This is a genomic window from Citrobacter sp. CRE-46 (assembly GCF_059615875.1).
Genome location: NZ_CM184341.1, coordinates 260,937 through 275,555 on the forward strand (window position 1 = coordinate 260,937; position 14,619 = coordinate 275,555).

14 protein-coding genes are annotated in these 14,619 nt (G+C 51.0%); 4 read left to right on the forward strand and 10 right to left on the reverse strand.

From position 1 onward, the window contains the following. Positions 1 to 11 precede the first annotated feature (11 nt). Positions 12 to 1,211 carry an NAD(P)/FAD-dependent oxidoreductase gene (locus tag AC534G_RS01225; protein WP_110496581.1) on the reverse strand — a complete coding sequence of 400 codons (1,200 nt, stop codon included), beginning with the start codon at positions 1,209 to 1,211 and terminating at the stop codon, positions 12 to 14. A gap of 232 nt (positions 1,212 to 1,443) precedes the next feature. On the opposite strand from AC534G_RS01225, the gene AC534G_RS01230 reads away from it, so the two are divergent. Further along, positions 1,444 to 1,947, forward strand: a complete 504-nt coding sequence (locus AC534G_RS01230) for an RrF2 family transcriptional regulator (protein ID WP_087857171.1) — start codon at positions 1,444 to 1,446, stop codon at positions 1,945 to 1,947. A 42-nt stretch (positions 1,948 to 1,989) separates the two neighbouring features. Here the strand turns inward: AC534G_RS01230 and nadS are convergent, their stop codons facing one another. The 4 genes from nadS to uspA all read right to left on the reverse strand — a co-directional run bounded on the left by nadS (position 1,990) and on the right by uspA (position 4,916). Continuing rightward, the gene (nadS, locus tag AC534G_RS01235; RefSeq protein WP_087050783.1) at positions 1,990 to 2,277 is read right to left on the reverse strand and encodes a NadS family protein; all 288 of its coding nucleotides are present in this window, start codon (positions 2,275 to 2,277) and stop codon (positions 1,990 to 1,992) included. Beyond that, complete coding sequence (locus AC534G_RS01240) at positions 2,274 to 2,615, reverse strand: type II toxin-antitoxin system RelE/ParE family toxin (protein ID WP_239509318.1); 342 nt, start codon at positions 2,613 to 2,615, stop codon at positions 2,274 to 2,276. Before AC534G_RS01240 ends, nadS begins: the two co-directional genes overlap by 4 nt. 110 nt (positions 2,616 to 2,725) lie before the next feature. Next, positions 2,726 to 4,198: a dipeptide/tripeptide permease DtpB gene (gene dtpB / locus AC534G_RS01245; protein ID WP_087857169.1), complete on the reverse strand. Its 1,473-nt coding sequence runs from the start codon at positions 4,196 to 4,198 to the stop codon at positions 2,726 to 2,728. A 280-nt stretch (positions 4,199 to 4,478) separates the two neighbouring features. Then, positions 4,479 to 4,916 carry a universal stress protein UspA gene (gene uspA, locus AC534G_RS01250; RefSeq protein WP_003023368.1) on the reverse strand — a complete coding sequence of 146 codons (438 nt, stop codon included), beginning with the start codon at positions 4,914 to 4,916 and terminating at the stop codon, positions 4,479 to 4,481. A gap of 392 nt (positions 4,917 to 5,308) precedes the next feature. On the opposite strand from uspA, the gene uspB reads away from it, so the two are divergent. Continuing rightward, complete coding sequence (uspB, locus tag AC534G_RS01255; protein ID WP_003023371.1) at positions 5,309 to 5,644, forward strand: universal stress protein UspB; 336 nt, start codon at positions 5,309 to 5,311, stop codon at positions 5,642 to 5,644. Positions 5,645 to 5,709: 65 nt separating this feature from the next. Here the strand turns inward: uspB and pitA are convergent, their stop codons facing one another. Beyond that, positions 5,710 to 7,209 carry an inorganic phosphate transporter PitA gene (gene pitA, locus AC534G_RS01260; RefSeq protein ID WP_038635082.1) on the reverse strand — a complete coding sequence of 500 codons (1,500 nt, stop codon included), beginning with the start codon at positions 7,207 to 7,209 and terminating at the stop codon, positions 5,710 to 5,712. A 229-nt stretch (positions 7,210 to 7,438) separates the two neighbouring features. On the opposite strand from pitA, the gene AC534G_RS01265 reads away from it, so the two are divergent. Together AC534G_RS01265 and AC534G_RS01270 are read left to right on the forward strand one after the other, a co-directional pair. Beyond that, a complete protein-coding gene (locus AC534G_RS01265; RefSeq protein WP_069323760.1) occupies positions 7,439 to 8,635 on the forward strand; it encodes a BaiN/RdsA family NAD(P)/FAD-dependent oxidoreductase in 1,197 nt (398 codons plus the stop codon). Positions 8,636 to 8,742: 107 nt separating this feature from the next. Next, positions 8,743 to 9,414 (forward strand): FadR/GntR family transcriptional regulator, encoded by a 672-nt coding sequence (locus tag AC534G_RS01270; RefSeq protein WP_069323761.1) that lies wholly within the window; start codon positions 8,743 to 8,745, stop codon positions 9,412 to 9,414. A gap of 10 nt (positions 9,415 to 9,424) precedes the next feature. Here AC534G_RS01270 and AC534G_RS01275 read toward each other — a convergent pair whose 3' ends face one another. The 4 genes from AC534G_RS01275 to AC534G_RS01290 all read right to left on the reverse strand — a co-directional run bounded on the left by AC534G_RS01275 (position 9,425) and on the right by AC534G_RS01290 (position 14,493). Then, positions 9,425 to 10,897 carry a fructuronate reductase gene (locus AC534G_RS01275; protein ID WP_038635074.1) on the reverse strand — a complete coding sequence of 491 codons (1,473 nt, stop codon included), beginning with the start codon at positions 10,895 to 10,897 and terminating at the stop codon, positions 9,425 to 9,427. Between the two features lie 104 nt (positions 10,898 to 11,001). Continuing rightward, on the reverse strand, positions 11,002 to 12,186 hold the full coding sequence (uxuA, locus tag AC534G_RS01280; RefSeq protein WP_038635071.1) for a mannonate dehydratase: 1,185 nt from the start codon (positions 12,184 to 12,186) through the stop codon (positions 11,002 to 11,004). Positions 12,187 to 12,206: 20 nt separating this feature from the next. Then, entirely contained in the window at positions 12,207 to 13,232 is a 1,026-nt protein-coding gene (locus AC534G_RS01285; RefSeq protein WP_038635069.1) for a zinc-binding dehydrogenase, read from the reverse strand. Continuing rightward, complete coding sequence (locus AC534G_RS01290) at positions 13,204 to 14,493, reverse strand: MFS transporter (RefSeq protein ID WP_038635066.1); 1,290 nt, start codon at positions 14,491 to 14,493, stop codon at positions 13,204 to 13,206. The genes AC534G_RS01285 and AC534G_RS01290 overlap by 29 nt, the downstream gene beginning before the upstream one ends. Positions 14,494 to 14,619 lie beyond the last annotated feature (126 nt).

The window sequence follows — 14,619 nt, forward strand, 5'->3', positions numbered from 1 at the left end:
GGCATTACGGCTTAAACAAACGGCGCCAGCGGGTCCGCAATCTCAAACGCCGCTTCGCGCTCCGCCTTCGGCGGGTAAATCAGCTCGCTGACAATCGATAACTTCAGCTTTTTCGCCTCTTCACGCGTCAGTTTCACCTGCTGATCCCATCCTTCGGTGTATACCGCCCCCCACGCGCCGAGATCCAGACAGGTGACATACATCTCCTGACGATACGGCAGCGGCGCGACGTTCAGCAGACTCGCCGCCGCGTTATTACCGGCAAATTTCCCCAGCAGAATGGCGTGCTGGCATGTCATCAGCGCATGATTGCCTTTGTCATCGGTAGCCGCATAGGCGACGTCGCCGGTGGCGTAGATATCCTCATGACCCAGTACCTGGAGGTTCTTGTTCACATGCAGGCGTCCCTGACGATCGCGTGGGGCGTTAATCTGTGCGGTCAGGTCGCTCGCCTGGACGCCGACGGTCCAGATCACCGTTTGTGAAGCGATAACCTGCCCATCTTTCAGCGTTACGCCAGCCGCGTCGACGCTCTCTACTTCCGCGTTGACCAGCCACTCCACGCCCAGCTCGGCGGAAGCGTCGATAATCACATCGCGCAGCGCCTGACTCCAGCGTCCGCCCTGTTGTGCACTGCGTTCAACTACGACTACTCTGGTCTTAGCATCAGCCCCTAAAATTTCGCGCAGACGGCCGGGTAATTCCAGCGCCATCTCAATTCCGGTAAAGCCGCCGCCGCAAACTACCACGGTATTGCGGGCCTCACTCTCCGGCTGTAAGGCCAGATCTTTAATGTGCTGCTCAAGCACCGCGGCGCTCTCCAGTTGGTCGAGATCAAAGGCGTGTTCGGCGGCACCGGAAACGGCGTCGCGGTTAACGTGGCTACCGCTGGCCAGTACCAGGCGGTCATAGCGATGCAGATGGTTTTCTCCGTTGGTATCTTGCCAGCTAACTTCGCGGGATCCTGGCAGAATCTGTTCTACATGCCCTTGTAAAAAGTGTATGCCAGTGACCTCGAACAGCGGCTGTAGCGGAGCGACCAACGTTTGAACGGCATTTTCATAAAAGCGTGGACGCACGCGCAGCTCGGGCTGCGGTGCAATCACAGTGATATCAATATGTTGCTGATTTTTATCCGCTAAACGCGCGGCGCTCAGCGCTGCCCACATCCCGGCAAAGCCGGCGCCCACGATCAGAATTTGTTTTTGCATGATGCTTATCTCACTGGTGACTTCGATTTATTTACTCGGATTTTATTGGTCGTAGTTATAGATTGCAATGAGATTTCAGTCCTGTCGCGGATTGAGTCCGGCACTTTGTTATTATCTTTATGATAAATATAGTTTTTAATTTTAATCTATTTGCAGGTGTTATCCGGTATCTGGAATGCGTGATGCGAAAAAGCTACAATATACTCAGATTCGTTTTGGCTGAGATAAGAGCATGGCATTTTACAGTTCCGGGGTTGAGTACGGCATCCATAGCCTGATGTGTATGGTGGACAGCAAAGGCGACGCACGTGATATGAGCGTGCGCGAAATCGCCGAGCTGCAGCGCGTACCGTATGACTATCTGGCCAAAATCTTTACCCGTCTGTCGAAGGCCGGGCTGGTACGGAGCAGCGAAGGGAAGGGCGGCGGTTTCCAACTGGCGAAACCGGCGGAGGAGATCACCGTGCTGGACGTGGCCAACGCCATTGACGGCGATAAACGCATCTTTGAGTGCCGCGAGATCCGTCAGCGGCTGGCGGTATTTGAGGAGCATCCACCGCAGTGGGCCTGTGAAGGCATTTGCGGTGTGCGTTCGGTGATGGATATGGCGCAGCAGCGAATGGAAGAAGCGCTCGGCCAGCATACGATTCTGGACCTGGCGCGCAAAATGTACCGCAAAGCACCGGACACCTTTGTGGTGGAAGTGCAGGAGTGGATAGACGCGCGCAAAGGGTAGTGAGTGAAAATGCCCGATAGCGCGAGGCAATCGGGCGGTATCTCAGGCTATTTTGAAAAGATTGACCATTTCTGGGTTGCGTTCTATAACGCGGAGAACCTTAAGATAGGTTCCTGTAGGAATACGTCTTTTTTGTTCCCATGCCTGGATCAAAGAGGATGAAACACCTATCGCCTGTGCAAATTCATCCTGCTTCATTTTAGCTTGTTTACGAATGGCTTTGACGTCCGGAAGTTCATACCGGGTGACCTGGGCGGCAGCTTTACGGCCCTGGCTAATTTCAACGGCCTCGCTTGCCGATTCCATCAGTTCTTTAAAGAAATCATTCATAACGAGCTCTCTTTCAATTGGTGAATGATGGCCTTGAGTGCGTTTTTTTCCTCGCCGCTCAGGCTGTCTTTCCTGCTTTTAGGATAAGCCATGAAAAGCCAGATACGCCCTTCGCCATTTTGAAAATAGTAAATACTGCGAATCCCACCACTTTTGCCTTTGTTGGTACTTTCAGGTGCGAAGCGGACCTTCCTGCAACCGCCTGTACCCTGAATTAAATCTCCCTCCAATGGATTTATAATGAGCATTTCCTGAAATGCCCGGTACTCATCCTCGGTGAGCAGTGCCTTCCGTTGGCGTGAGAAGATTGAAGTCTCAATAAATTCAATATAGTTCATGGTCATGTCCGTCCATGATGACCTGGTTGTACAAACTATACTCTTACAGGGTGGGACTTGAAAGGCAAAAAAACCGCGATATGACTCGCGGTTAATGTTAAAAAATAAGCTTACTTGCTGCTATCTGGCGTATTAATCATTCGGTTCAGCCATGGCACCATAATCGCCATCACTACCGTTACCGCCAGCGTCACCAGGCCTATCTTACTGAAGACATTGGTATAGATAGGCAGCGTTTGCAGTGGGTCGGTGATGTTTTCCGGTACTGCGGTGAACGTCGCGACATAACCTCCCATCAGGAAAGCGGCGGCCTGGGTCAGGAACCACATCCCAAGAATGAAGCCCATCAGGTGCTGCGGTACCAGCGCGGCGACCATCGCCAGTCCCAGGGCGCTAATCAGCAGTTCACCCAGACTCTGGAACAGATACACCAGCACGATAAACCACGGCGACGTCAGTCCCTGCGCATCGGCAAACCACATCCCGGCAGCGGCGGCGGTCAGGAAACCCAGCGAGCACAGGAACATACCGAGCGTAAACTTCATCGGCATGGTCAGGTCCTTACCTTTGTTTCCCAGACGGGTATAAATTGCGGCCAGTACCGGGCTTGCCACTACCACCCAGAACGGGTTCAGCGCCTGGAAGCTTACCGGGTTGATGGCGAAACCAAGAATTTCATGGTGTACGTTATTGATAGCAAAGAAGTTAAGTGACGTTGGCATCTGTGCGTACAGCACATAGAACACTACCGCTTCCAGCATCAGGATAAAAGCTACGAACATTTTGTTACGCCCGGTTTTATCCAGTTTGAAGGCCTGGCGGAAGAAGATGATCGTCACGGCAATCGACAGGACAATCAGCACCAGGTTGGCAATCTTCACGTTATGCATCAGCCAGGCGCAGATAAATATCGTCACTACCGTACCGGCCAGCACGCAGAATAGATTACGGAAATTCAGCGGCTTATGATCTGGCTCAGAACCGATATTCTTCACCATTCCACGGCAGGCAAAGTAGACTAGCAGCGCGACGATAAGCCCGGCCCCGCACAGGTTGTAGGTCACCGCGTAGCCAAACTTATCGGCAATCACCGGCGCCAGCGACAGCGACAGCAGCGAACCGATGTTAATCGACATATAAAACAGGGTGAAAGCGCCATCCAGTCGGGCGTCTTTCGGTGGATAGCATTTTGACAGCAGGCTTGCCGGGTTGGCTTTAAATAACCCGTTACCCACGGCAATGGTACCCAAAGCAATAAAGATCAGATCGGGCTTGAGCAGCGACATCCCGGTCATGAAGTAGCCGATCGCCAGCACAATCGCACCGAGTACCAGCGTGCGCTTGGTCCCTAACAGGTGGTCGCCGACGTAGCCGCCGATCGAGATCAGGCCGTAGACCAGCGCGGCAAAAGCACCAAAGGTGACGAATGCCTGTTCCTGAGAAAAACCGAGTTGCTTAACAAAAAATACCGCCAGGATGCCCTGAACGCCGTAATAGCCAAATCGTTCCCATAATTCCACAAAGAAGATCATGAAGAACGGACGAGGTTGCTGCAGCAAGCCCGTAGGTGCAGTTTTATTCATATTCCATCGCCTTTCAAAGCCATCCCGAAAAGTATGAACGCGTATACTTAAACGCGCCGAAAAAGTCTTATTTTGTTATAGACTGCGGCGATTAGCCGTGCGGGTAGAGTATTATACAGATAGTTTTCGATCCAATTAGTTGATCACACTAATTATGATTTATTTGTTGGGTTGATGTACTAATTGTGTCCGGATGATAAAAACAAAAACGCCCGCGCGGGCGGGCGTTTACAGGCTTTACTGTTTGCTGCGGGACGGGTTATCTCCCGGCGGCAAGCTTTTATGCTTCTTCGTCGTCACGCAACGGAACAATCAGCATGTCGACGTGGACGGTGTTGATCAGTTGACGTGCGGAGGACATCAGTTTGCTCCAGAAATCCTGGTGGTGACCACAAACGACCAGATCCATGTCGTATTTTTTGATGGCATCAACCAGAACCTGGCCCAGGTCGCCGCTACCGCTCAGGGTTTCGGTGATAGGGTAGCCTGCATTGGTGGACAGCTCGGTTAACGCGTGGTGGGTTTCTTCAGAAATACGTTTCTGCATGTCGCCCAGATTCACGTCGATTAGCCCGGTGTACAGGTCGGAATAGTTTACGTCAACGTGGATAAGGGAGACTTTAGCATTGTAAGGCCGCGCCATAGAGACCGCTTTTTCAACCAGAACTTTGCTTTCCGGAGAAAGATCAACCGCGATAAGAATGTGTTTATAAGCCATAGTGTTACTCCTTCCATAAGTTGTCGATGACTAGCCTGCTGGCGTTTATCTGCCGCCGCGTCATTCGCGTCCTGCGAACCTTATGCGCGGGGCTAGCCCAGTCGTAAAAACGTACCATATAAGGACTATCCTTACATTATAGCGACCTGGATAATCCGTCAATCCGCCTTGCTTGCCAAGCAGTTAAACAAATTTTTTAGTTAATTGCATTGATAGCGATTAACCTTCTGGCAAAAAAATTAACTAATCTCCTACACTATTTAGAGAGGCGCTCGGATGCGTGATACTAACACGAGCGGTTTCGGTAGCACTCTTCACTGAATGATTGGTAGGGTATCGGGGAGCGGTAGTCCCGGAAAGGAGTTCCGTGGGCGGGTCGCCGGGGAGGAGATATGATAAGCACCATTGCGTTGTTCTGGGCTTTGTGTGTCGTTTGCATTGTTAATATGGCGCGCTATTTTTCTTCGTTACGCGCACTGTTAGTGGTACTTCGTGGTTGCGATCCATTACTTTACCAGTATGTCGATGGTGGGGGATTTTTTACCTCGCATGGGCAACCCAACAAGCAGATGCGTCTGGTGTGGTATATCTACGCTCAGCGTTACCGCGATCACCATGATGATGAATTTATTCGCCGCTGTGAGCGGGTTCGCGGTCAGTTCATTCTTACCAGCGCGTTATGCGGACTGGTGCTAATCAGCATGGTTGCGCTGATTATCTGGCACTGATTACCAACGACAGATACAAAAAAAGCGTGTCAGTTTCCTGACCCGCTTTTTTACCGTGCATCCGCTTAGATAAGCTTCAGGGAGAGCCAGTACAGCACCCCGGAAAGAATAATCGCCGCCGGCAGGGTGAAGACCCAGGCCATCAGAATGCTGGTTACCGTCTTACGCTGTAAACCGCCGCCATCAACAACCATCGTTCCCGCAACGGAAGAGGAGAGAACGTGGGTGGTGGAAACGGGCATACCGGTGTAGCTGGCAAGACCGATAGAGACTGCGGCGGTCATCTGCGCCGACATCCCCTGGGCATAGGTCATGCCTTTCTTACCGATTTTCTCACCAATGGTGGTGGCGACGCGACGCCAGCCAATCATCGTACCAATACCCAGCGCCAGTGCGACGGCCATAATGATCCAGATAGGCGCGTACTCAATGGTGCTCAGCATGTCAGCTTTCAGTTTTTTCAGCAGACGTTGATCGTCAGCGCTTACGCCAGGCAATTTCACCACTTTATCCGTGGTATCAGAGATACACAGCATAATACGGCGCAGCTGGCCACGCTGTTCAACGCTTAACTTGTCGTAGGTTTCCAGATTCGCCAGCATACCTTTCGCACGCTCAAGCGCGTTGATGGTATTCGCCGGATGGCAATGGAACTCTGTCGAGGCCGTTGTGACCGTTTCCGTCGGGGATGGAATCAACTGGTCTACGCCAGTCGCCTGCTTGAGCAGGTCTGGGCGTTGCTGGAAGAAGACTTCGACGTTATTGATAGCATCGCGGGTACGGGTAATTTCGTAACCGGAAGCATTCATATTCACCACGAAGCCTGCAGGCGCTACGCCAATCAGCACCAGCATCACCAGACCAATGCCTTTCTGGCCATCGTTCGCGCCGTGAGAAAACGCCACGCCGATAGCGGAGAGGATCAGTGCGATACGCGTCCAGAACGGCGGCTTTTTCTTGCCATCTTTCTTTTCACGTTCTGCTGGGGTCAGGTGGATACGGGCACGTTTTTTCGTACCACTCCAGTAGCGACGCAGAATGAATATAAGGCCGCCAGCAACCACCAGACCGACAATCGGCGAGATGATTAGCGAGGCAAAAATACCCATCACTTTCGGGATGTTAAGTGCGTCCACCACCGAGGTGCCATTCATCAACGCATTGGTTAAACCAATACCGATAATCGCGCCAATCAGCGTGTGGGAGCTGGATGCAGGTAAACCAAAGTACCAGGTACCCAGGTTCCAGATAATTGCCGCCAGCAGCATGGAGAACACCATGGCGAGGCCATGTGACGATCCCATATTTAGCAGCAGATCCGTTGGCAGCATATGCACGATGGCATACGCTACGCTGAGACCACCCAGCAAAACACCAAAGAAGTTGAACAACGCAGCCATGACCACCGCCAATTGCGAACGCATTGCACGGGTATAGATCACGGTTGCGACAGCATTGGCTGTGTCATGGAAGCCGTTAATTGCTTCATAGAACAGCACGAAAGCCAGAGCAAGCAATAGTAAAAGCCCGGTATGTAAATCCAGGCCAGCAAACAAATGTAGCATAGGACGTTACGCCATTTTGAGGACATGAACGCGGCGCATTATCAGTGACTTTGGCGGCGCGGGCAAAGTGAAATATAGAGTTTTTTTGATTTGTCTCCTGCTTTGTTTTACACCACTAAAGAATTATCCTATATATTTCAGATAAATACCCTTTATCGGTAGTTTGGTGCTGGTGCGACCACTGAGGAATCTTTACAATTCACCCCCGCTTTTTAGAGAGGATCGCAACGTGGAAAGGTTTGATACCGTTATTATAGGCGCTGGCGCAGCGGGTATGTTTTGTGCCGCGCAGGCAGGACAAGCAGGTAGCCGGGTACTGCTGATTGATAATGGTAAAAAGCCGGGACGCAAGATCCTCATGTCTGGCGGGGGACGCTGCAACTTTACCAACCTTTATGTCGAACCTGCCGCGTATTTGAGTCAAAACCCACATTTTTGCAAATCGGCGCTGGCGCGTTATACGCAGTGGGATTTTATCGATCTGGTGGGCAAGCACGGCATCGCCTGGCACGAAAAAACGTTGGGTCAGCTGTTCTGCGACGATTCCGCCCAGCAAATTGTCGATATGCTGGTGGACGAGTGTGAAAAGGGTAACGTAACTATGCGGTTACGTAGCGAAGTCCTCAGCGTTGAGCGCGAGGGGGAAGATTTCATCCTGGCGCTGAACGGCATGACGGTCGGCACGAAAAAGCTGGTTATCGCCTCTGGTGGTCTTTCGATGCCGGGTCTGGGCGCGACGCCGTTTGGCTATAAAATTGCCGAACAATTCGGTCTGAACGTGTTGCCGACGCGCGCAGGTCTGGTGCCTTTCACCTTACACAAGCCGCTGCTGGAGCAGCTTCAGGTGCTCTCTGGCGTATCCGTTTCCTCCGTTATCACCGCCGAGGACGGCACCGTATTTCGTGAAAACCTGCTCTTTACGCACCGCGGGCTTTCTGGTCCGGCCGTGCTGCAGATTTCCAGTTTTTGGCAGCCAGGTGAATTTGTCAGCATTAATTTGTTGCCGGATGTTGACCTTGCGAACTTCCTGGATGAACAGCGCAGCGCCCACCCTAATCAGAGCTTAAAGAATACGCTTGCTATGCAGTTGCCAAAACGCCTGGTGGAATGTTTACAGCAGTTAGGGCAAATCCCGGATGTCTCGCTGAAACAGCTTAACGTGCGCGATCAGCAAACGCTGGTGGAGACCCTGACCGAGTGGCGGGTGCAGCCGAACGGTACGGAAGGGTATCGTACCGCTGAAGTCACGCTGGGCGGCGTGGATACCAACGAGCTGTCATCGCGCACGATGGAAGCCCGTAAAGTGCCAGGACTCTATTTTATTGGTGAAGTGATGGACGTCACCGGCTGGCTGGGTGGATACAACTTCCAGTGGGCATGGTCGAGCGCCTGGGCGTGCGCGCAGGATTTGGTCTCTGGTGAGTGAATTTGTTTACCGCTGTTACAAGGAACTGACTCAGGCATGCGTTTCTTAACTCCGGGAATGATAAGATAATCAGTTAAAAATCTCACAGATAAGAGAACGGGAGGCACATGGTTATTCCTGAGGTAAAACAGGAGCGGCTCTATCAAAAGATAGCCAATCTCATCATTAAGCTCATCAACGATAGTATTTTTCCGCCAGGAAGCTTCTTGCCCCCTGAACGTGAACTGGCGAAGCAACTTGGCGTGAGTCGCGCATCGCTCAGAGAAGCGCTGATTGTGCTGGAGATCTCAGGATGGATCACCATCCAGTCCGGTAATGGCGTTATTGTTACTGATAAAAAGCATTCCGCCAGTGATTATACGGTTGAAGAAATACTCTATTCGCGAGAGTTGGTTGACAGTCATTGCGCGCGTCTTGCTGCAGAAGCAGGCAAAGATGAACTTATTAGTCAGCTTGAAGCGCTGCACCTCAGCATGGAAAAAGCCATTAGTGAAAACAATGTCCATGGCTTTTACTCCCTCGATAAGCAGTTCCATTTAACGGTATCTGAAGCCAGCCAGAACCGCGTACTGCTTGATATGTCGCGAATGCTGTGGGAACAACGCGTTAACATCCCGTATGCCGGACTGGACAAGCGTTCCGGCAATCGGGATGTATTAACCAGCATGAATACTCAGCATAAAGCGATTGTGGATGCGATCCGCCAGGCTGATGCTGACGGTGCTTACCAAAAATCACTGGAACATCTGGCTTATGTCAGACAGATCGTGGGTCTTTGAAGTAAAATATTTAATGATTTAGAGCGGCTACCGCTGCACGTGCTCCTACGCTGTGCAATTGCTGACAGGCAGCGGTTACGCGTTTGATAAAGTCTGTGTTATCGCTCAAATCCGTCCCAAAAATGGTGTCGATTGTCAGCAGCGCCCGCACACGCTCTTCAGGTGACTGATATTGCTGATTTATCGCCTGATACCGTGCCGCCAGAGGGTCCACCACATCAATCGGATTGTTTTTTTCATCCACACCGCTGACGTAGCGCATCCAGGCTGCGACACCCAGAGCCAGATGACGGTAATCTTCCCCTCGTGCCAGATGCAGCCGAATGGGATCCAGCAAACGCTGCGGTAATTTCTGGCTGCCATCCATCGCAATTTGCCAGGTTCGGTGCTTCAGTGCTGGATTAGTAAAGCGCGCGATAAGCAATTCCGCATAACCTGCCAGGTCTGTACCTTCAGGCATCGACAGCGTTGGGGCCTGTTCGTCAAGCATTAACGCCAGCGCAGCGTTGCGATACGCCGGGTTTGTCATCGTATCGGCAATCGTCTCATAGCCGCCCAGATAACCGAGGTAGGCGAGGAATGAGTGACTGCCGTTGAGCATACGCAGTTTCATCATTTCAAACGGCACCACATCTTCCACAAACTGTGCGCCCGCGCGATCCCAGTCCGGACGTCCATTAACAAAGTTATCTTCGATAACCCACTGGCGGAATGGCTCGCAGGCAATGGCACAGGGATCGTAAACGCCAAGCTGTTCGGCGATTTGCCCTAACGTCTCTTCTGTTGCTGCTGGAACGATGCGGTCTACCATCGTGCATGGGAACGTTGCCTGTTCGGCAATCCACTCAGCCAGGTGCGGATCGCGCTCGGCGGCCAAACCCAGGACAGCGGTTTTTGCGACGTGGCCATTTTCCCGCACGTTATCGCAGGACAGCACAGTAAAAGCGTTCAATCCCTGCTGGCGGCGTAGCGCGAGGGCTTCAACGATATAACCAATTGCTGATTTGGGGGACTGTGGGTGGGCAATGTCGTGCTGGATAAACGGATGATTCAGATCCAGCTCGCCGCTGGCGGCATCTGTGCAATATCCTTTTTCGGTGATGGTCAGCGAAACGATGGCAGTTTCTGGACGTGCCATTGCGTGGATAATGGCTTCACAACCGTCAAATTCAGGATGCAGCGCTTCTTTCATCGAGCCAATGATTTTAAGCTCTGTCGTTTGTGCGCCGCGTTCGGCAACGGTGTACAGCAGATCCTGCGCCTTCAGGTTTTGAATCAGTGTGGCATCGTTTCCGGGCATCAGGTTGACCTCACATATGCCCCAGTCGCTGTCACTGCTTTCCAGCAAATGATGTGTATAGAGTGCCTGATGGGCGCGGTGAAAAGCGCCGCAACCAAGATGCACGATGCGCGAAACGAGGCGTGAACGATCCCTGCGTGGGCGTGGGGTGGAAATCTGTGCAGTGGCGAGATTATTGTCCATGACAAACTCCTGTCATTGATGATCTTCTTTGATAATGCGTTATCAAAGACTGGTGCTGACTGAAAGTGAAAACCGCATGGCGGGGATACCATGCGGCAATGTGGTTACTGACTGAAGAAGGCGCGCTGGATAGCCAGTTCAACGCCGCGTACTTCAGCCAGGCCCTTAAGGCGACCAATAGCGGAATACCCTGGGTTAGTTTTCTTTTTCAGGTCATCAAGCATTTGATGACCATGGTCGGGTCGCATGGGGATAAGTGAGGCGTTGCCTTCAGCTTTACGCCGCTGTTCTTCTTCGACTATCGCTTTCACTACGCTGTACATATCGACATCACCGGAGAGATGCGCTGCCTCATGGAAGGTTTTGGGATTCTCTTCGCGTTGTGTGGAACGCAGGTGCGTAAAGTAAATTCGCGGACCGAACTGTTTGATCATCTCAACCAGATCGTTGTCTGCGCGGACGCCGTAAGATCCGGTACACATCGTAAAGCCGTTGGCCGCACTGTTTACGGTATCCACCATCCACTGCATATCTTCTATAGTAGAAACGATGCGCGGCAGGCCAAGAATCGGGCGCGGTGGATCGTCAGGATGAACCGCCATTCGTACTCCTACCTCTTCAGCGACTGGGATAATGGCTTTCAGGAACCAGGCGAAATTTTCCCGTAGGGCCGCTTTGTCGATATCTTTATAGGTTGCAAGGTGGCTACGGAATTGGTCCAGGGTATATCCTTCCTCGGCACCTGGCAGACCGGCAATGATATTGCGCGTCAGCCGGGCTTTGTCCTCTTCGCTCATATCCGCAAAACGCTGGTGAGCCTGGGCAATTTCCTCCGCGTTGTAGTCCGCTTCCGCACCAGGGCGCTTGAGGATATGCAATTCAAATGCGGCAAACTCAATCTGGTCAAAGCGCAGAGCCTTTGAACCGTCGGGTAGCACATACTCCAGGTCGGTACGGGTCCAGTCCAGAACCGGCATGAAGTTGTAGCACACAGTAAAGATGCCGCATTGGGCGAGATTGCGCAGTGTCTGCTGGTAATTCTTGATCCACAGATCGTACTGGCCCGTGTGGGTCTTGATGTCTTCATGGATCGGCACGCTTTCCACGACCGACCAGACCAGACCGGCTTTTTCTACGATCTCTTTGCGTTTGAGAATTTCTTCTACGGACCAGACTTCACCGTTTGGAATATGGTGCAGCGCAGTTACCACACCCGTTGCACCAGCTTGACGAACATCGGACAACGATACGGGATCGTTTGGGCCATACCAACGCCAGGTTTGTTCCATCGCTTTATCTCCTGGAAAAATTAATGAAAGGTCGCATTGATCTTCAGATAGCGTTCCGGGTATTGATCGAGTTCCTTCACGGCGTCAGGCACATCATCAATATTCACTACCTTGCTGACGACATCCGCGGGATTAATGTTCAGCGTGGCCAGCATTTGTAACGCCTCTTCGAATTCACCTGCACTGGTACGCGATCCGCGCAGATCCAGTTCCTTAAACGTGATCAGGTTAGTGGGTAACGATGTCTCCTGTTTTGGCCAGCCGGTGAAAGCAATACGACCTGCAAATGACGCAAGATCCAGAGTTTCGCGAATTGCACTGTTGGCGCCAGATGCTTCGACTACAACCTGCGCCATCGTCCCCTGCGTGATCTCTTTGATCGCCTCAATAACCCGGATGTTCGACGGATTGATGACGTAAGGCACGCCCAGTGATTTTGCGTACTGAAGTCGTTCGTCCACGATATCGATCAGAATGGGTGTCGCACCGTAGCGCAATGCGCTCAGTGCCGCCATCAGGCCAATCGCACCGGCACCAATAATGGCGATATGCTCTCCGGCCGTCAGTTTGGCGCGATGTAGCGCATGCAGTGCGATAGTCAGTGGTTCAGCTAACGGAGCCATCTCTGAGGCGACATCATCAGGGATTTTGTGAATTAAATGTGCGGGGTGAGCAACCACCTCCTGCATTGCGCCATCAATATGCACGCCAATTACTTTTAGATTTTCACAACAATTTGTTCTGCCTACTGAGCAAGGGTAGCAATGACCACAATAAATATAAGGATCAACAATAACGCGATCACCTTCTTTAATATTTGCTGGCATGCCCTTGCCTTGTTGAATAACAATGCCTGTGACTTCATGTCCAATAATACGTGGATAGGTTACTAATGGGTTAGTGCCACGAAATGCACCAATATCAGAACCACATATCCCAGCAGCATCAACTTTTATTAGTACTTCATTATCTTTCTTTTCCGGATAATCAACCCAACGGGTTTCAATTTCACCAGGTTTATTGATGTAAACAGCTTTGACTTTCATTTGTTTTTAATCCTTTATTTTTGACAAATACGAATACCAGACAGCTGGAAACAATCGCAATAGCCCCAGCCAGATAGAATGCGTAATCATATTTACCGCTAAACTGGACAATAAACCCGGTGACCAGAGGGCCAATAATTCCGGATATATTTGCCAGTCCATGCATGGCACCACCGACGCTGCCCACTTTATCTTTGTGCACGACATCCTGAATAACTGCCCAATATATAGGTCCAGTCAAATACAGCAGGAATAACGAGACTGACATCAGTCCAACGGCACTGCCGATAGTCGTAACCGTTCCTGAAACCGCCACACAGATCGCCGCGCCAGCCAGGCAAACACCGAGAATAAGACGGCGAGAAAGTAGGGCATTTCCTGTAATGCGATAGATAAAATCAGAACATACTCCGCCCAATACCATACCGATCGCACCAATTACCCACGGGATGACGGTTGCAATACTAATTTCTTTAATATCAAGGTGTAGAGAGTGGTTAAGATAGCTTGGAAACCAGGTCAGGAAGAAAAAGAGTATGTAGTTATAACTGAAGAAGGCCAGTGTCGTTGCCCACACCATAGGCTGCTTCATGTAGTAACCGAGAGAAGGCATCGCTTTACCGTCATCCGCTAAAATGATGTCATCATGGTTTTCAAAATCGACACGTTCTTCCGGGGCGAGGTGTTTACTTTTTGAAGGTTTATCACTGGCAGTGAAATACCATAGTAATACCCAGACTAAACCGAACAGGAAAATGATACCGAATGCCGGACGCCAGCCTAATGAAAGCGCCAGCATGCCAACTACCGGACCAGAAATCGCGCCACCTAACGGTGAACCTGCGCTAAAAATACCAATCGCAGTTGCAGATTCCTTGCGTGAAATCCAGTTATTGATGATTTTATTTCCGGCCGCGCTGACCGGTCCTTCAGCCATGCCGAATAACACGCGAACAGCCAGCATAGTCCATAAGCCAGTAACCAGACTGGTCATCCCACAAAATAATGACCAGAGTAACGCGGCGACCAGAAATACTGTCTTGGGGCCAAATCTGTCACTGGCCCAGCCACCGATAAAGTTAAATAGAGCATAACCAACAAAGAATGCGCTGAATATCATACCCATCTCAGCAGCATTGAATCCTAATTCCTTTTCGATGAGTGGAGCAGTGATCGACAATGCTGAACGATCCATATAGTTAAGCATGTAAACTATAAAAAGAAGAAAAACGATAAGCCATCCCATTGTTTTTCTTTTCATGATATATCCTCTTATTGTGGTCTAGCGGCCTGACCACAATATTTAAAACCTATTTTAAGATCACCATTCTTTTGATGTTAATGTGATCAACATAACGAAAAATAAGTTTTTTAAATGATTAATATC